Genomic DNA, 17780 nt, shown 5'->3' on the forward strand with positions numbered 1-17780 from the left:
ATGTAGGGTAGGTTTGTGGGGAAGCTGTTTTGGAGGAGTTTGCGGGGAAGACGTGCGATATGTTTGGTATTGTTTTGGTGAGTCGCTGTTATATCGTTTGTAATTTTATTATATATTGTTCTGCTTTGCTATATTAAGTCGTATAACGTCTGCGGCTTTTATATAGCAAAGCTTTTTTATAAGGGGGGAATCTTTCATAAGTCTCTTTATATTACTAGGGTTATATTGGTTATCATTCTATTAGCTTTTTATTCTATTAAGCTTTTCATTTGGGACTTTAGCTACATTCACTTTCATTTTGTTAAGTCTTTATTCTATAAATCCTTTTTGCTATATTAGTTTTATTCTATATTCCTCTCTTATATAGTGAGTTTTTAGTAAATAAAGTTTTCCACATTGTAAGGCTTTCACGCCGCAGGTCTTCCGGCCTCGTTTTTCCGGCGTCAAGCGCAGGTGATTTCTCCGGCGTTAAAAAGGGCAGACTGTTTGAGCGTAGCGAGTTTCTGCCCTTTAGCCGGAGGAAGCACCGGAGTAGCCGGAAAAACGCAGCCTTGATTCTTTCTTTTTGGTTCTTTTTCTTTCGTATCAAGACGAAAGAAAAAGAATATTCAGTAACTTTACCGAAAATTGTAAAAAGCATGGAAAATAATCCGGAACTGCAGCTTGCTTGGCAGTTCATTGAAAATACAGGCACACATTTATTTCTTACCGGAAAAGCAGGAACCGGGAAAACGACATTTCTTAGACGATTGAAAGAACATACTCCCAAACGCATGGTCGTATTGGCTCCGACAGGGATTGCAGCCATCAATGCGGGAGGCGTAACGATTCATTCTTTCTTTCAGTTGTCTTTTGCTCCTTTTGTGCCCGAAACCACCTTTAATTCTTCCCAGACGCATTATCGTTACAGTAAAGAAAAGCGGAATATTATCCGTAGTATGGATTTGCTGGTTATTGATGAGATCAGTATGGTGCGTGCCGATTTGTTGGATGCGGTGGATGCAACTCTGCGGAGGTATCGCGATAGAGAGAAACCTTTTGGCGGGGTGCAACTGTTGATGATTGGCGATTTGCAACAGTTGGCGCCTGTCGTGAAAGATAATGAGTGGGAGTTGTTGAGAAAGCATTATGAGACTCCTTATTTCTTTGCAAGTCATGCCTTGAAAGAAACGGCATATATGACGATTGAACTCAAGAAAGTATATCGTCAGAGTGACACGTTCTTCCTTTCCTTATTAAATAAAATCCGGGAGAATAAGGCGGATGATGAGGTGTTGAATGAATTGAACCGTCGTTATCAGCCCGGCTTTCAGCCGCAAAAAGAAGAGGGATATATTCGTCTGACGACGCATAATAATCAGGCACAGAGGGTTAATGATCGCGAACTGGCATCGTTGCCCGGCAAGGCGTATCATTTTAGTGCCGAGATAGAGGGGGATTTTCCTGAATATTCGTATCCTGCGGATAAACTTCTGACAATTAAGGAGGGAGCACAGATTATGTTCCTGAAGAATGATCCATCGTCCGAGAAACGGTATTATAACGGTATGATCGGTGAGGTGGTAGCGGTTAATGAAACAGGTATTGTGGTGCGTGGTAAGGGAGACAGATCCGAATTTCAGTTGTTGCCGGAAGAGTGGGGGAATTATAAGTATGTGTTGAATGAGGAGACGAAGGAAATCACTGAAGTGATAGAGGGGACGTTCCGCCAGTATCCTATTCGTTTGGCGTGGGCTATTACGATACATAAGAGTCAGGGTTTGACGTTTGAACGTGCCATTATTGATGCACGGAATTCCTTTGCGCATGGGCAGACTTATGTGGCTTTGAGTCGTTGCAAGACGTTGGAGGGTATGGTGTTGGAGTCTCCTTTGCGCAGGGAAGCCATAATAAGTGATGCTACGGTGGATAATTTCACCAAAGCGGTGGAGCAGAATAAGCCGGGCAGCCAGCAGTTGAATGATATGCAAAAGGCGTATTTCTTTGATTTGTTGAGTGATTTGTTTAATTTCTATTCAATCGATCAGGCTTATAAACGGTTGCTTCGTCTTATGGATGAGGATTTGTATAAGCTCTTTCCGAAGCAGTTGGCTGAATATAAGGCGTTGGCTCCCCATGTTAAGGAGAAGATTGTGGAGGTGTCCCAACGTTTCCGCAATCAGTATACCCGGTTGATACATGAGAGTGAGGATTATGCGACGAATGAGGAGTTGCAGGAACGGATTCGTTCCGGTGCCGGATATTTTCATAAGGAGTTGGAACCGGTTCGGGCTTTGTACAATAAGACTAATATGCCTCTTGATAATAAAGAGTTGAGAAAGCTGTTGGCAGAACGTATGCAGGCGCTGGATGATGCGTTGTGGATTAAAGAGTCTTTGTTGGAAGCTGTGTCTGCGAGAGGGAAGTTTGCTATCACGGATTATTTGAAGTTGAAGGCTAAAGTAATGTTGAGTCTTGAAGATGATTCTATGTCCTCCGGTTCTTCGAAGGCTTTGAAGGAGAAGAAAGAACGCAAGGAACGGAAAGAGCGTACGCGCAGTGCTGAAAAGGTAAAGGTGGAAGTTCCTACGGATATTCTGCATCCGGAGCTTTATCGCGCCCTGTCTGAATGGAGAACAGCCAAAACAAGGGAGATGAATGTCCCTGCTTATGTGATTATGCAACAGAAAGCATTGATGGGAATTGTGAATCTGCTACCGGATAGTCCAAGAGCTTTGGAGGCGATACCTTATTTTGGAGCCAAAGGAGTAGAGAAATACGGGCTTGAAATTCTGGGTATTATCCGCAAGTATATGGCGGAGAATCAATTGGAGAGGCCGGAGATCACAGATATGTTAATCTCCTCCGGTAATAGCGATGATATGGCAAGGCAACGAAAGACGAAGCAGCAGAAAGAGGCAGAGAAACAGGAGAAAGAGGCGGAGAAGGAGAAAAAGAAGGAGGCGAAGAAAGATACGAAGTTGGTTAGCTATGAAATGTTCCGTCAGGGAATGAATATAGATGAAATAGCCAAGGCTCGTGATTTGGTATCCGGAACCATTGCCGGACATCTGGAGCATTATGTCCGTTCGGGAAAGATCAAAGTGGAGCAGGTGGTGAAAGCTGAAAATATAGCGAAGATTCGCAAGTATTTGGATGAACATGAATACATGGGAATATTCGCTATAAAGGTAGCATTAGGAGACGATGTCTCCTATGCTGATATCAAGTTTGTATTGGCTGTTTCCGGGCATTAATAAATAAAGTTATTATCCCGGACAGGGTTAAAGATTACAGAAGAAAGAAACGAAAACGGGAACGCTGATGTCAATCAGAATACCGTGCAGGATGGCGATGGGAATCATTTCTTTTCCTGAATATCTGGTGATGGAAGGCAGCAGTACATCCATCGAATTGACTCCTGCTGCTGAAATAGGAGCAAGTTTCCCGAAATACTTCTTGATGATCGGAGTACCAAGAAGTGCCATCATCTCACGGAAAATATTAGTCAGCAGGGCAATGGTTCCCAGTTCCGTAGCCAGTTGCAGTCCGATGGAGGGTTCTTTGAACTGCGTGATAAGGATGGAAGAAAGTGAATAGTAGGCAAATCCACTTCCCACTGCCATACAGTCGAACACGCTCCATTGACGCAATAGCAAACTTGCCAGGGCGGAGAATAACAGCGTACCGATAATCGTTCCCAATGGAATCAGCAACATTTTAGGGTGCAAATGTGAAACAATGGCTTTCAGGTTCTTATTGGAACCGATGCTGATTCCCACTTGTAGCATTAATGCATAAAGTATATACATGGAAACTGTGTGCGTATCGAACTCGAACTTATTGAAAGCTCCCATGATACAGCCTACAAAAAAGAATACTATAACGATCAGACTTCCTTTCATTGTTCACCTCCTTTCCTGAAAAATAATTGTAGTACCAAACGGGCAGCAATCAGGCTTCCCAATACACCGGACACAGCAAGAACGATGGCTTGCCATCCGAACTTACCAAGATTGTTCACAATCAGACTATTAGAACCGATAGATACACCGAGAATAAAGAGCAACAGGAATATTGTAAGAGAAATTGTCTTTTCTGTCTTCTGCAGAATACTCCAGTTACGCAATACATAGCCGATGCCGATTCCTAAAAACATGGTAGATATAATAGAGAACATAATTGTATATATTTGGGGTTAGGTTAAACTGATGATTGACAACACACAAAGGAATTTTCAAAGAAGATGTTACATCTACTTGAAAATCAGAAAGAAATACTGCTGTGACTAACAAAACAAGTCAGCAGGTAGTTCCTGTAAAGAAATAGTTGGGAAATTTAGATGAATCCACTGAACCAATGCACATGCACGCAACAGGACTTACAGAAAATTGGTATTCCTGCAAGAAAAAGAGTAGCGTTATGTAATTGTAATGTTTGATTCATCATTGGTCTTTTTTGAATTTGGTGCAAAGATAGTTCTTTATTGCATATTTTCAAAATAAATATGCAATAAATGAAGAGAAAGAGAGAAAGGAATATCCTGAACGAGATAGATGGTTGTAAAAAGTTGGTTATGTGCTCTTTCCCTTATAGATTATCCCAGTTCGTAAGAATCTCTTTTAACTTTTTGGGCCTGTATCCAAGCATTGTCCGGGCTTTATCAATACTCATGCCACTGAAGCGGGGACGGGGAGTGCTTTCATTCATTTCTTCTGTGGTGGCAGGATGGATAAGAGAACGGTCGAGTTTCATATAATCTGTTATCTGATAGGCAATCTCTGCAATGGTCATACATTCATCTCCACAGATGTGGAAGATGCCATTCGTCGTATGTTCTATTAAACGTAGCACTCCATCCGAAACGTCTCCAACATAGGTTGGTGTCCGCCATTGATCGGACACGACACGTATTTCTTGTCCGGCTTTCAAACGGTTCATTACCAGCTGAACAATATTACCGTGTTGTCCCGGCAGTGCCTTGCCATAAACAATTTCTACACGGACAATGGCATAGCTGCTGCAAGTTTCTGCCACTCTCTCTTCTCCTTTCCATTTGGTATATCCGTAATAGTTGACCGGAGCAGGGAGATCTTCTTCTGTGTATAACAGTCCGGCAGCTTTGTTTATCTTTCCATCAAAAACAAAGTCAGTAGATAAATGAATGAACCGGCTTTTGTATTCTTCGCATAAATCAGCCAGTTGGCCTACTGCAGTAACATTGGTAAGATAGGCTTCTTCGTGATGCGTTTCGCAATAGTCCGGCACGGACAGGGCGGAGCAATTAATGATTACATCGGGTTGAACCTCTTTGAAGAGACGCTTAACGTCCGCTTCATTCCGTATATCTGTTTCGACGAAACGATAATCCTCCGCGTTATTGGGAAGAATATCCGGATGCAGGGAGCAGCCCGTTACCTTATATTGTTTACAAGCAGACAAATCGTTTAAAATCTGGCGTCCGGTGAATCCGTTGGCACCGATAATTAATATCTTCTTCATTAGGTTATATATATAGATGTTATAGATTATTTCTACAAAAATAAAAAATAATATCAACTGCGCAAATAGATTTCGTACTTCCCTTCTTACTTTGCTCCCGATAACGAGATTTATATGAATTGATAAAAAAAAAGATGTATGGAAAAAGTAATTATGGGAACACGTTTACCCGCTAAACTTTGGTTGGATGAAGTAGAGGATTCTTGTATGTCACAGATTATGGATTTGACTTCACTGCCTTTTGCATTTAAACATATTGCCATCATGCCTGATGCGCATGCGGGAAAAGGAATGCCTATTGGCGGTGTGTTGGCTACCAAAGGCGTGATTGTTCCCAATGCTGTGGGAGTGGATATCGGTTGTGGTATGTGTGCGATTAAAACGAATCTAAAAGCGGAAGATTTTAGTTATACGGATTTGACTTCCATTATGTCGAAGATTCGTGCGGTTGTTCCTTTGGGATTCGATCATCAGAATAAAAAGCAGGATCAGAAATTGCTTCCGCAAGGATTCGACATTGAAGAGATGCCTGTTTTGAAGAATCAGTACGAGGCTTGTTTGAAGCAGATAGGAACCTTGGGAGGAGGAAATCACTTTATTGAGATTCAGAAAGATACAGAGACATCTGACGTCTGGGTGATGATTCATTCCGGAAGCCGTAACATTGGTTTGAAGGTTGCCAATCACTATAATAAGGTTGCACAGTATTGGAATGAGAAATGGTATTCTGCAATGGTACCGGGACTGGCTTACCTGCCAATGGAGACACAGATGGCAAAGGATTATTTCCGTGAAATGAATTATTGTGTGGCTTTTGCCTTTGCCAACCGTCAGTTGATGATGAACCGTATCTGCGAATCTATCCAAGCGGTGAAACCTGAAACAGACTTTGAACCTATGATTAATATTGCCCATAACTATGCCGCTTGGGAGAAGCACTTCGATCAGGATGTGATTGTACACCGAAAAGGTGCTACGCGTGCCTATGAGGGTGAGATTGGTATTATCCCCGGATCTATGGGTACTAAATCCTATATTGTTGAGGGACTGGGTAATCCGGAGAGTTTTAAAAGCTGTTCGCATGGTGCAGGTCGATTAATGGGAAGAAAGGATGCCTGTCGCCGTTTGTCACTGGATGAAGAGAAGGAAAGAATGGATCAGCAAGGTATCATTCACGGACTTCGTTCGCAGAACGAACTGGATGAAGCACCGGGAGCTTATAAAGATATTGCGCAAGTGATAGCGAATGAGCGGGACTTGGTGAAACCGTTGGTAGAGCTGGCTCCAATGGCAGTGATTAAGGGATAATGTCATGCCATGTTTAAAGGAGTATCTAGCGTATGGACATAAAAAAGGAGCAACGCCTTGCTCCAACCTTTGTTAACCTTAAATCTAATACTATGAAAAACACATTGCAAAGGTACATACTTTTGGCAACTTAGCAAATAATCCAAGAAAAAAAGTATGTTTCATAACATAGATTAAGAATTTGATATTCCAATTCAATTTTTATTAAGACTTTTTGATGGCTTTATCCTCCTCTAATCCCTTTACATATACTTTCAATTAGGCATCCTGAAATTATTCGGAGAACAACCTGTGATTTTCTTAAATAACCGGCTGAAATACTGTGGATTCTGAAAACCCAGCTCTTGCGTTATCTGATTGATCGTTTTATCAGTATTTACCAACCAATCTTTGGCAATCTCGAAGCGTTTGAATTCGATATACTCTTTAAATGATTTTCCCGTTTCATACTCCAGTAAGTCGTTGAAATATTCAGGAGACAAATGAAGCAGGTTCGCGCAATACTTATGTGAAAGTATATCAACAGGCGATACCTGTTTCGTTTCGAAATGGTTATTTATGATTTTATCGAATTGTTTGATAATCGTTTTATTCGCTTCATTACGTGTAATGAATTGACGTTCGTAGAAACGGACGCAGTAATCCAGCAATAGTTCTATATACTTGGAAACTATCTTCTTGCTATGGCGGTCAATGCAACGCTCGAGTTCCTGGTTTATTTTATCCATAAACTCCAGGATGATTTGCTTCTCGCGCAAAGATATATGTAATGCTTCTTCAGGCAGATAAGAGAAGAAAGTATAGTTATGTATATGAAGTCCGAGCGGAGTGCCACAAATCAGATCGGGATGAAAAGCCAATATCCATCCTTTAGAGGGAAAATTCTTACTGTTTTCCTTCATATTGATAGACTCTCCGGGACTAAGGCAGAGCAAAGTACCATCCGAAAAATCATAATACTGGTGACCATACATATACGCTTCACATTTACACTCACTCAATAGAATCGTATAAAAGTCGAACTTGATGCCCGTATGAGCTGACAAGTCAGCCTTTGAGAGATCAATGACACTTACCAGCGGGTGTAGTGTCTTACTCCCCAGGCAACAATTGCATTGATGCACGGTTCCTATTTTGAGTACTTTATCTCCCATGATGTTGAGACTCCTGTATCTAAAATACGTCTAGTTTTTTTGTTTATATTCGTTCGGGGTGCAGCCGACATGCTTTTTAAATAACCGGCTGAAGTGCTGTGGATATTGAAATCCCAGTTCATAAGCTACCTGGCTGACAGTTTGAACACCTTCCAGAATTCTTTCTTTGGCCAGTTCGATAATCCGGCACTGGATATATTCCTGTGCAGTTTTTCCGGTTTCCTTCTTTATCAGGTCCCCGAAATAATTAGGAGAGAGGCATGCCTTGTCTGCAAAGTATTTCACGGATGGCAGTCCTTCGGTCATTGCCACCTGATTTTGGAAATATTCGTCCAGTAATTGCTCGAATTTAACGACTATATCTTTATTCGCCTGATTGCGTGTAATGAACTGCCGTTCGTAGAAACGCATACAGTAATCCAATAGCAGTTCGATATTTCGTACAATGAGCTGCTTGCTATGCTTGTCGATAGTATGCTCCAGTTCGAGCCGGATTTTATGTATGCAATCGGTTACGATTTCTCTTTCCTGGTCTGAAAGATGCAATGCTTCATTGACCTCGTAAGAGAAAAAAGTATAGTTTTTGATATTCTGTCCTAATGAAGTTCCACGGATTAAATCGGGGTGGAATAAAACTCCAATCGACTTGGTACGGGGAGCCGTACGGTTGCGGTTGTCTATTCCGCTCACTTGTCCCGGTGCCATGCAGACAACCGTTCCTTCCTGATAATCGTAATTCTTACGTCCGTATGTGAGATCCCCGCATTTGGCATCTTTCAAGAACAGACAGTAGAATCCGATGTTCATACGGATATACTCAACCGACTTGGTAGCTTTTGAGAAGTCGATTACATTAACTAAAGGGTGCAATGTTTCCAGTCCAAACAACTGGTCATACTGATCGACGGTTTCAATTTTTGTTATTTCATCCATATGCTTTGTTATTAATCTGATACAAAGATAAAACATTTGGAGGTATCTTTTTTATTTCATTCTTCAAATCAGTAATAAGGGTACAAGAATCAGTAATCTGTATACTACATAAACTTGCGGACGGAAAAATAAATGGCAATGATTGCTGGAAGTAAGTCATGGAATTGATATATTTGCTACGGAGAATATAAAAAACAGGTTTTATGAAAGCATTATTCATTGGAGGAACGGGTACTATCAGTACAGATGTAGTTGCATTGGCGCAACAGAGAGGGTGGGAGATTACTCTCCTTAACCGCGGCTCAAAAAAAATGCCGGAAGGAATTCACAGTATCATTGCGGATATTAATGATGAAGAAGCTGTGGCAAAAGCCATCGCACTTGAACATTACGATGTGGTTGCACAATTCATCGGTTATACGGCAGAAGACGTAAAGCGTAATATCCGTCTGTTTCAGAATAAAACGCGGCAATACATCTTTATCAGCAGTGCCTCTGCCTATCAAAAGCCATTGACTGATTATCGCATTACCGAAAGCACCCCTCTGGTCAATCCCTACTGGCAGTATTCCAGAAACAAGATAGAAGCGGAAGAAGTATTGATGTCAGCCTACCGGACAAGTGGCTTTCCGGTGACCATCGTTCGTCCCAGCCATACCTATAACGGAACCAAACCTCCCGTAGCTGTACATGGAGATAAGGGAAACTGGCAGATTCTCAAACGGATTCTTGACGGAAAACCTGTCATTATTCCCGGTGATGGCTCCTCTTTGTGGACACTGACTCACTCCAAAGATTTTGCCAAAGGCTATGTCGGACTGATGGCGAATCCACATGCCATTGGGAACGCTTTTCATATCACTACCGATGAAAGTATGACTTGGAATCAGATTTACCAGACAATCGCCGATGCGTTAGGCAAACCTCTGAACGCATTGCACGTAGCATCCGATTTCCTTGCCAAACATAGCGATCATTATGATTTCAGGGGGGAACTCTTAGGAGATAAAGCGGCTACGGTTGTTTTCGATAATTCGAAGATAAAGCGGTTCGTCCCGGATTTTATATGCCATATCTCCATGGCGGACGGATTGCGGCAAGCTGTACATTATATGCTTTCTCATCCGGAAACTCAAACACCCGATCCGGAATTTGATTCGTGGTGTGACCGTATAGCCAATGCAATCAGTGCGGCAGACAAAGCCTTCTGATTTTCCTGATTTTAATAACTACCTGCCACTAATTAATTGCTATTTTTTTAGGCACGGATTACACGGATTAACGCGGTTGTTTTTCAGCAATGGTAACCCTAAAGACCGTGAAATCCGTGTAATCCGTGCCTAATTATTATTTAATAAGGAGCATTTCTTCCTTGCTGCACCTCAATTCGTATTCCGAAATTACCATTAGCAGATTTCAGTTCGAACGCTCCCCGAAAATTATTTCTTTCCCAAGGCATAGCGCTGCGGTTAGGCACCCGCCAGCCATCCTTGTTGTAATCTCCGTAAGTATTGATTCTCATTCCGTTTTTCAGTTTGAAAGATCCCATCTGCATAAACTGTGGAGAAGAAGACAATCCCCAACCATATCCGTATCCCCAACCGGAAAACCCGGAGTAAGAAGATGAAGAAAAGGAGTCAGTGAATCCTTGAGAATAGGTAATATCCGTGTTTAAACGAAAGAGCTGATTATAATCTTTCGTCATATTAGGCATATCTAAATTAAACTTGGGAAGTTCGGGAGTTGCTACGTTCATTAACCCCATATCCAGCAGAAAACCACCAAACTCTTTGATATTGGTAGATGGAGCACGACGAATACTATCGGAAGGAATTTCCGACTGTGCGGATGCAAAACCGACCGATAATATCAGCGAAAGAAATAGAATCAGTTTTTTCATCTTCGTAAAGGTTGATTTATCACAAAGATAGATAATTTCCACCTGACTATCCGCTTCCGTTATGTTTTCTTAGAAAAAAAATTATCTTTTCAATTTAATAACCGGATAAATGACAGGAGCCGTCTCCCATTTCCTTTTCATCGGGTTGTATGAACGTTCCATGCCTCCATGGAGTTCGATATAATCGTTGAACTTGATTTCAAGAATCATGCCATAACCGCTTTGCGGATAGATAGGAGTGAGATATCCCTGCGAAGCATTTCGTTCTCCATTCACAGAATATTCACCAAAAGCCCGTATACGTAGAAAATTATTAATCCGGTAAGCAGCCGAACCGCTAAAACCAAAATCATTTCTGGCGCCATGTTTGAAAGAAGGCATTGTATACTTGGCGCTGAACAGCCCACCTGAAAACTCCCATCGTTCATTAGGGGCATACGTATAAATGGCACCTACCTGAATATGCGTCCCCATGGTAGGATACGTATTATGCAAACTATACGTACTTAAATAGCTGTTAGCATTGATCCCGAAAAGATCCGACCGATTATAGTCGCGGCTGAAAGGATCGAAAGAAGTACCCAGTCTGGGAGTAGGCCAGGGAGTATCCATAAATTCGGGAGGAGATATATGAAGCGTCATGCTATCCGTTTGAATGGTTGGCTTCCTGTCGTTCGGCGTTATATTCATATCGGGTAAGATGAAGCCCTCCTTATCCATATTTAATGTCTGCTTTTGCTCCGGTGGCAGAAGAACCGCACGGCCGATGCTATCCTTTTTCACTTCCACCTGTTGCGCAAATGCTGTACAGGTACAAAGTAAAAACATAAATCCTGTGAACTGTCTTTTATTCATGGCACTTTGCGGTGTTAAAGAGTTTAGTTGACAATCAGTTTATAACCGATTCCCCGTACATTGACAATACGTATCTGTTCATCTTGCGAGAGTTTATGCCGCAATTTGGTAATGAACACATGCAAGCTTCGGGAATTGAAAAAACTGTCATCTCCCCAAAGTTCGAGCAAGACATCCTGCGTGTTGACCACCTGATTCCGGTTTTCGCAAAGCCGTTTCAGGATTTCCGATTCACGATGAGAGAGTTCCTGTCTCGTTCCTGCGTGTAATAAAGTTTGTGCAACAGGATCAAACAGATAACTTCCTATCTCAAAATGATTGGCAACCTTATTCTCTGTGAAGAGAAAAGCCTTTCCCATCAGTGCTTTGATTCGGATAATCAGCTCTTGTATACCGAAAGGTTTTTTCAGGTAATCATTCGCTCCGAGTTCAAAGCCCTCCACCACATCATTGATGGTCGAACGGGCAGTCAGGAATAAGATAGGAGTCTGTTTATCCGTCTGGCGGATGCGACGTACCATTTCAAAGCCATCCATTTTCGGCATCATCACATCAGCTACAAGTATATCCGGATGAAGTTCGAAGAAAAGGCTTAGACCTTCCTCGCCGTCATTCGCCGTATGAATGATAAAATCATTTTCTTCAAGTGTATCTTTGATGATCATGGCGAGCGTCTGTTCGTCTTCTACCAGTAATACGGTAATTTTGTTTTTACTCATGATTTTATGGGTTTATAAAGTAATGGTAAAAGTGCTTCCTTTGTCCGGTTCACTCTTTACGGTGATAGTCCCTCCATGTTTTTCGACCATGCTCTTGACATAGAACAGTCCTAGTCCGTAACCTTTTATATTATGAAGATTGCCCGTCGGGACCCGGTAGAATTTATCAAATATATGCTTTTGTTTATCAAGTGGAATTCCGATTCCCCGGTCGGTAACGCTGATGGTTACTGTTCCCCCTGTCTGTCGGCAGGAAATAGACAATTCGGCTTCCTTTTTCGAGTACTTCACAGCATTATCTATCAAGTTACTGATGATGTTGCTGAAATGCGTACGGTCTGCAACAATAACAAGCGTTTCCGGTTTAATGTCCAATTCGATATGTACAGGCTTGTCCGCTTTTAGCTGGTGCTGCTCCATGAGCGGAGTAATCAGCTCCTTCAGGTTGATTTCCTCCGGATGTAAACGGAACGTTTTGCGACGCTCCATTCCCATGGATAAAATCTGTTCCACCAGCCCGCTAAGCCTTTGCAACTGCTCCTGACTGATGCGTAGATACTGGTCGCGCTTGCTTTTCTCTTCCGCTTGGTTAAAGTTCAGTAATGCGTCATTAGCCGCATAGGCTACGGCAATGGGAGTCTTTAATTCGTGCGTGATATTATTGGTAAAATCACTTTTCATTTCATCCAGTGTTTTCTGTTTCAGGAGCGTCCGGATAAGGAACCAGAAAGAGAATCCGAGAATCAGAAGAATTACAAATGAAGTGACCAGAATACCTGTCATCTGCTTTAATACCAATGAATTGATCGGCTCGAACACCAGTTGGTAGCGTTGGCTATGATGCATATTAAATTCATAGTCATAGCGAATTGCCTTGGGACTGGGAATATAACTGCTATCTCCCGCAAGACCTAATGTATCTGTATATACAATGGAAGAATCTGCACTGGTTCCTGTATAAATCAAAAGAGTGTGATGAGGAATAGAAAGATTATGCTCTTTCATCACATGGGTGAGCAAACTGTCATATCGCTGCAGGTTGACATCTATATAAGTGTCCACACCTGAATGAATGCCCTGCTGAATACTCATTAACAACTCCTTTAGCGAATCTTGCTTTTTCAATAATACATCCAGTCCGCTTTCGCTACTTGCAACAGCTTTGGAATCTTCAGAAGCATTGCCAACGGTTTTTACCGTGTCTGTGGTAGTTTCTGTCCGGGAATGTATCGTATCCTGACGGCTACTATCCGTATAAGAAATCGTTTGTTGGGTCACTAATGAATTGCCGTCCGCATCATATCCGGCCGATACCGTTAGCGAACCGTGTTCCACATTATCTTTTTGCAAATCATTAACCCGGAGCACGACCTCGTTGAAGTCACTCGTCCGCATTGCATCTCTGATATTGCTCTCCATTTCCATTTTCATCGACCGGTAAAGCCCTGTCAACCAATAAGCTTGATAAACAAAAATTCCGATTAGCGAGCAGATAACCAGTATGACGATATGTTTTAGCGGTAATTTCATACTGACAAAGATAATAGGAAACTATTCTTATTCTTCTCTTTGATAAGACTAAATAACACTAGATAAGCCAGTGATAACGCAAATATCCATTTTTTCTACCGTATTTTGTCGTATTCTAAAAATAAAGACGAAATGAAACGGATTAATTTACTATTTATGTCTCTTCTTTGCGTGTGGATATCTGCTACAGCACAAATCGGACAACAGTCACAGGAACCTGTCGACAGTATCAAGAATATAGGTTATATGGATAGCTTGTTTCAGGAATTGCCCGAAGTAATGATTACGGGTGAACGCCCGATAGTGAAAGCCGAACAAGGCAAACTTGTGTATGACGTACCGAGGCTGGTAGGTAACCTGCCTGTGGATAATGCCTATGATGTTGTGAAAAATCTTCCGGGTATAGTAAATATGAATAATAGTCTGATGTTGGGAGGACAGGAAGTTACCGTTGTCATCAACGGAAAAGTTACCACACTGTCCGTCGAGCAATTAGACGCTTTATTAAAATCAATCCCTGTCAGCCGGATCGAGAAGGCGGAGGTGATGTATTCCGCTCCGGCACGCTATCAGGTACGCGGACCGATGATTAACCTGATATTAGCACCCGGCACAGGACAGGCATCTTCCCTTCAAGGAGAACTTTATACAGCTTTTAACCAACATCACTACGAATCTTTGGCAGAACGTGCAAGTCTTCTGTACTCCGGACGTAAATTCTCTGCAGATCTTCTTTACTCTTACTCTTATGATCGCGACCGAAGGATTACGGAGAAAGAAGCACTTCACACGTTGGCCGATGGTTCGGTGCATCAGATGGATATGGATGAAATCATGACTTCCCGTACCAACACTCATCAGATGCGCCTCGGAATGGACTACTCTTTCGCTGAAAATCATCTGTTAAGCTTGGTCTATACAACAGCCTTTACCGATTCCAAGCATTATTCCATAGCTACCGGTGCACAGAATTCCGTTACCGATTCACAGGGAGACAGCCAGCTCCATAATGCAAAATTAGATTATCAAACCCCTTTCGGACTGAAAGCAGGCGTAGCATTTACATCCTATCATTCTCCCGGTAGCGAACTATTACATAGCACGATGGGAGCAGAGACGATGAACTTCCTAAGCCGGGATAAGCAGCAAATCAATCAATGGCGTTTCTATGCCGGACAAGAACATACTTTGGGCAAAGGCTGGGGATTGAATTATGGCATAACCTATACGACCGCTTTAGACCATAGTTATCAAAGGTATTATGACCCGGAAACAGACAACCTGTTACCGGATAATAACATGACCTCCCGCCGTCGCGAGCAAACCCTGAATGTGTATGCCGGACTGAGTAAAAGCTTCGGTGAAAAACTCTCGGCCGATGTTTCTCTGGCAGCGGAGCAGTATCATACAAATATCTGGAATGAATGGAGCCTGTACCCGGTAGCTAATCTAACTTATATACCCGCTGCCGGACATGTCCTCCAGCTCTCATTGAGTAGTGACAAGGAATATCCCGAATACTGGAGCGTACAGAATGCAATCTCTTACATGGGAGCATATTCTGAAATTCAAGGAAATCCTTATCTCAAACCTGCCACGAATTATGAAACCAGCCTTAATTATATATTAAAAGGCAAGTATGTTTTTACCGCCTTTTATAGCTATACAAAAGACAATCAAATGCAAACCCTCTACCAATCACCGGAACGCTTGGTAGAGATTTACAAATTCTTCAATTTTGATTTTTCATCACAGGCCGGATTGGTAATGACAGTTCCCTTTAAGGTGAAAAAATGGCTGGACTCCCGTTTCACCGCTATCGGTTTTCGTTATCGCCAGAAAGACAGTGATTTCTGGGATATCCCGTTTGACCGCAAACTATATACATTCGTCTTGACGATGAACAACACATTCACCCTTTCCACCAAGCCCGACTTAAAGTTTACCTTGACCGGATTTTATCAAAATAAAGCCATACAGGGAATTTTCGATCTTCCCCGTTCGGGAAATCTGGATGCAGCGCTTCGTTACACCTTTGCAAAAGGAAAAGCACAATTGACGTTGAAGTGTGACGACCTGTTCAATACCTCCACCATTTCGACACAAGTCCGTTACGGATTGCAGAATGTGAAAAACCACTATATGCGGACCACCCGTACATTCGGCATTTCGTTTAACTATAAATTCGGAGGGTACAAAGAGAAGAAGCGGGAAGAGGTCGATACTTCCCGCTTTAAATAAGTGGTGATTTTATGCCTTCCATGCTTTGGCATATTCTTCCAAGACGCACTTGATACTTTGTCCGATTTTCACATAATCGGCTTCATTTAAGTTGGCTAGTGACACACGCACACTCCATTTCGGTCCGGCAAATCCACTACCATTCAACAGAACGAGTGAAGTTTCGTTTGCCAGGCGGAAAACCACGTCCAATGGATTGTAGGTCTTTTGCAGATAAGCAACGAAGTCATCCCCATAGAATTTCTTCGCCCATACCAGCATATCGATCTCCGAATAATATCCGGCACGTAACGGATCTTCCACCAGTGTGAAACCTGTGTTATCCCACAACGCATGCAGACGACGATGAATAATTTCCTGCATCTTTTTCTTATAACTGTCTTCTTTATCCAGAAGTGAGAAAATGGCAAACAAACTCATCTGCATTTGTTGAGGTAGAGAAAGTCCTGCAGTATGATTCAATGCAATCTGCCGGCTGTCGGCCACCATACGGTCGATAAACTTCATCTTTTCCGGTTGTAGGCTAAGACTGGAATAACGTTTGTTCAATATTGATTTCTGCTCCTCCGACAGGCGGGCAATCATTTTGTCGTAGATGTTGTCCTCGTGTAGAGCGATCACTGCGGTTCTCCATCCCGTAGCTCCAAAATATTTGGAGAACGAATAAACGCAAAGCGTATTATGCGGCAATTCTGCCATTAATGAACGGAAATGAGGAATAAATGTCCCGTACACATCATCCGTGATAATCATCAGGTTCGGATTATCATTCTTCACAATGTTGATGATACGTTCGGTAGTCTCTTTACTAAGCGCATAACTGGGCGGATTACTCGGATTGGTGATAAATAATGCTTTGATCCGCGGATCTTTCAGCTTGTCTATATCTTCATCCTTATACTGCCAGGTATGTAAACCGTCAGGAGTCATCTGGTCAGCAGAAATTTCGGTCACGTCGAACTGATAGCGTCGCAGTTCCGGGATTTCTATATAAGGAGTGAACACTGGAATCATTAAAGCAATGGCATCCCCCTGGTTCAACAGGAAATTCTCCTGCAATGAATCGAACAGATAACACATGGCTGCCGTACCTCCTTCGGTTGCAAAAAGGTCAAAAGTTCCTTTTGGCGGACGGCGGTCACACATCTCTTGTGCCAGGTAATCCTGTACGATTAACTCCGTAAAATGTAAAATACGGTCGGGCACAGGATACTGGTCGCCAATCACCGATTCCGCCCATTCATGAATAAGCGTATCCGGATCGGCGGCATGTTCCATCAGCATATAATTGTAGCCCTCTTTCAACAGGTTAGCACCGGGAGCTTTCTCGTTTTCTTTCAGGAAAGCCTCGAAACGGGCGGCAATTCCCGCCTTTTGCGGAATGCCTGCTATTCCTTCTTCCAGTGAAAACGCATGGCGACATTCGCAAAGGCCGAATTGCCCCAGCAGAAAAAAGGCTTCACGTGGCTCGGTAGCAATCCAGTTCGGGTTACCTCTTCCGGCATTCAACATGGTATGTGCTATCTTCTTGATACTTTCATCTGCCATATCGATCAGTTTGTTTTTCAGCTCGAACGGGCTGATCGTTTCCATTTTCTTGGCATAACTTTTGGTAATGGCAGGGTTATTTGTTTTCTTTTCCATAATGATATTTATTTA

14 protein-coding genes are annotated in these 17780 nt (G+C 42.4%); 4 read left to right on the top strand and 10 right to left on the bottom strand.

All coding sequences use genetic code 11. The annotated features are described in order from the left end of the window. The first annotated feature begins 638 nt into the window (after nucleotides 1–638). Nucleotides 639–3236: a helix-turn-helix domain-containing protein gene (locus AAHJ11_RS14140; RefSeq protein WP_320974618.1), complete on the top strand. Its 2598-nt coding sequence runs from the start codon at nucleotides 639–641 to the stop codon at nucleotides 3234–3236. A gap of 27 nt (nucleotides 3237–3263) precedes the next feature. Here AAHJ11_RS14140 and AAHJ11_RS14145 read toward each other — a convergent pair whose 3' ends face one another. The 3 genes from AAHJ11_RS14145 to AAHJ11_RS14155 all read right to left on the bottom strand — a co-directional run bounded on the left by AAHJ11_RS14145 (nucleotide 3264) and on the right by AAHJ11_RS14155 (nucleotide 5481). Then, nucleotides 3264–3884, bottom strand: coding sequence for a lysine exporter LysO family protein (locus AAHJ11_RS14145; protein ID WP_148366921.1), 621 nt, complete (start codon nucleotides 3882–3884; stop codon nucleotides 3264–3266). Next, nucleotides 3881–4159 (bottom strand): LysO family transporter, encoded by a 279-nt coding sequence (locus tag AAHJ11_RS14150; protein ID WP_004303461.1) that lies wholly within the window; start codon nucleotides 4157–4159, stop codon nucleotides 3881–3883. The genes AAHJ11_RS14145 and AAHJ11_RS14150 overlap by 4 nt, the downstream gene beginning before the upstream one ends. Before the next feature lie 410 nt (nucleotides 4160–4569). Beyond that, the gene (locus tag AAHJ11_RS14155) at nucleotides 4570–5481 is read right to left on the bottom strand and encodes an SDR family oxidoreductase (RefSeq protein ID WP_413579667.1); all 912 of its coding nucleotides are present in this window, start codon (nucleotides 5479–5481) and stop codon (nucleotides 4570–4572) included. A 138-nt stretch (nucleotides 5482–5619) separates the two neighbouring features. Here AAHJ11_RS14155 and AAHJ11_RS14160 point away from each other — a divergent pair, with 138 nt between their 5' ends. Then, nucleotides 5620–6789 (top strand): RtcB family protein, encoded by a 1170-nt coding sequence (locus AAHJ11_RS14160; protein ID WP_413579668.1) that lies wholly within the window; start codon nucleotides 5620–5622, stop codon nucleotides 6787–6789. A gap of 254 nt (nucleotides 6790–7043) precedes the next feature. Here the strand turns inward: AAHJ11_RS14160 and AAHJ11_RS14165 are convergent, their stop codons facing one another. Further along, nucleotides 7044–7943, bottom strand: a complete 900-nt coding sequence (locus AAHJ11_RS14165; RefSeq protein ID WP_413579670.1) for a helix-turn-helix domain-containing protein — start codon at nucleotides 7941–7943, stop codon at nucleotides 7044–7046. A gap of 30 nt (nucleotides 7944–7973) precedes the next feature. Beyond that, on the bottom strand, nucleotides 7974–8876 hold the full coding sequence (locus AAHJ11_RS14170) for a helix-turn-helix domain-containing protein (RefSeq protein WP_004295775.1): 903 nt from the start codon (nucleotides 8874–8876) through the stop codon (nucleotides 7974–7976). 203 nt (nucleotides 8877–9079) lie between these two features. Here AAHJ11_RS14170 and AAHJ11_RS14175 point away from each other — a divergent pair, with 203 nt between their 5' ends. Continuing rightward, nucleotides 9080–10087 carry an SDR family oxidoreductase gene (locus AAHJ11_RS14175; RefSeq protein ID WP_413579671.1) on the top strand — a complete coding sequence of 336 codons (1008 nt, stop codon included), beginning with the start codon at nucleotides 9080–9082 and terminating at the stop codon, nucleotides 10085–10087. 140 nt (nucleotides 10088–10227) lie between these two features. Here AAHJ11_RS14175 and AAHJ11_RS14180 read toward each other — a convergent pair whose 3' ends face one another. From AAHJ11_RS14180 to AAHJ11_RS14195, 4 genes are all read right to left on the bottom strand, one after another. After that, nucleotides 10228–10776: an occludin gene (locus AAHJ11_RS14180; protein WP_234133589.1), complete on the bottom strand. Its 549-nt coding sequence runs from the start codon at nucleotides 10774–10776 to the stop codon at nucleotides 10228–10230. Between the two features lie 81 nt (nucleotides 10777–10857). Further along, nucleotides 10858–11631, bottom strand: a complete 774-nt coding sequence (locus AAHJ11_RS14185) for a hypothetical protein (RefSeq protein ID WP_413579672.1) — start codon at nucleotides 11629–11631, stop codon at nucleotides 10858–10860. Between the two features lie 23 nt (nucleotides 11632–11654). Further along, nucleotides 11655–12350, bottom strand: a complete 696-nt coding sequence (locus AAHJ11_RS14190; protein WP_217723252.1) for a response regulator transcription factor — start codon at nucleotides 12348–12350, stop codon at nucleotides 11655–11657. Nucleotides 12351–12362: 12 nt separating this feature from the next. Beyond that, on the bottom strand, nucleotides 12363–13880 hold the full coding sequence (locus tag AAHJ11_RS14195; RefSeq protein WP_258980802.1) for a sensor histidine kinase: 1518 nt from the start codon (nucleotides 13878–13880) through the stop codon (nucleotides 12363–12365). Between the two features lie 132 nt (nucleotides 13881–14012). Between AAHJ11_RS14195 and AAHJ11_RS14200 the strand changes: the two genes are divergently transcribed. Continuing rightward, entirely contained in the window at nucleotides 14013–16121 is a 2109-nt protein-coding gene (locus AAHJ11_RS14200; protein WP_413579673.1) for an outer membrane beta-barrel family protein, read from the top strand. A 9-nt stretch (nucleotides 16122–16130) separates the two neighbouring features. Here AAHJ11_RS14200 and aspD read toward each other — a convergent pair whose 3' ends face one another. Continuing rightward, nucleotides 16131–17765, bottom strand: coding sequence for an aspartate 4-decarboxylase (gene aspD / locus AAHJ11_RS14205; RefSeq protein WP_413579674.1), 1635 nt, complete (start codon nucleotides 17763–17765; stop codon nucleotides 16131–16133). Nucleotides 17766–17780: the final 15 nt, after the last annotated feature.

This window comes from Bacteroides sp. 90-K9/2, assembly GCF_047310725.1.
GTDB lineage: Bacteria > Bacteroidota > Bacteroidia > Bacteroidales > Bacteroidaceae > Bacteroides > Bacteroides vicugnae.

Bases quoted from the DNA above. Each gene is read 5' to 3' on its own strand.
- AAHJ11_RS14140 (WP_320974618.1), top strand. From the start codon at position 639: ATGGAAAATAATCCGGAACTGCAGCTTGCTTGGCAGTTCATTGAAAAT.
- AAHJ11_RS14145 (WP_148366921.1), bottom strand. From the start codon at position 3,884: ATGAAAGGAAGTCTGATCGTTATAGTATTCTTTTTTGTAGGCTGTATC.
- AAHJ11_RS14150 (WP_004303461.1), bottom strand. From the start codon at position 4,159: ATGTTCTCTATTATATCTACCATGTTTTTAGGAATCGGCATCGGCTAT.
- AAHJ11_RS14155 (WP_413579667.1), bottom strand. From the start codon at position 5,481: ATGAAGAAGATATTAATTATCGGTGCCAACGGATTCACCGGACGCCAG.
- AAHJ11_RS14160 (WP_413579668.1), top strand. From the start codon at position 5,620: ATGGAAAAAGTAATTATGGGAACACGTTTACCCGCTAAACTTTGGTTG.
- AAHJ11_RS14165 (WP_413579670.1), bottom strand. From the start codon at position 7,943: ATGGGAGATAAAGTACTCAAAATAGGAACCGTGCATCAATGCAATTGT.
- AAHJ11_RS14170 (WP_004295775.1), bottom strand. From the start codon at position 8,876: ATGGATGAAATAACAAAAATTGAAACCGTCGATCAGTATGACCAGTTG.
- AAHJ11_RS14175 (WP_413579671.1), top strand. From the start codon at position 9,080: ATGAAAGCATTATTCATTGGAGGAACGGGTACTATCAGTACAGATGTA.
- AAHJ11_RS14180 (WP_234133589.1), bottom strand. From the start codon at position 10,776: ATGAAAAAACTGATTCTATTTCTTTCGCTGATATTATCGGTCGGTTTT.
- AAHJ11_RS14185 (WP_413579672.1), bottom strand. From the start codon at position 11,631: ATGAATAAAAGACAGTTCACAGGATTTATGTTTTTACTTTGTACCTGT.
- AAHJ11_RS14190 (WP_217723252.1), bottom strand. From the start codon at position 12,350: ATGAGTAAAAACAAAATTACCGTATTACTGGTAGAAGACGAACAGACG.
- AAHJ11_RS14195 (WP_258980802.1), bottom strand. From the start codon at position 13,880: ATGAAATTACCGCTAAAACATATCGTCATACTGGTTATCTGCTCGCTA.
- AAHJ11_RS14200 (WP_413579673.1), top strand. From the start codon at position 14,013: ATGAAACGGATTAATTTACTATTTATGTCTCTTCTTTGCGTGTGGATA.
- aspD (WP_413579674.1), bottom strand. From the start codon at position 17,765: ATGGAAAAGAAAACAAATAACCCTGCCATTACCAAAAGTTATGCCAAG.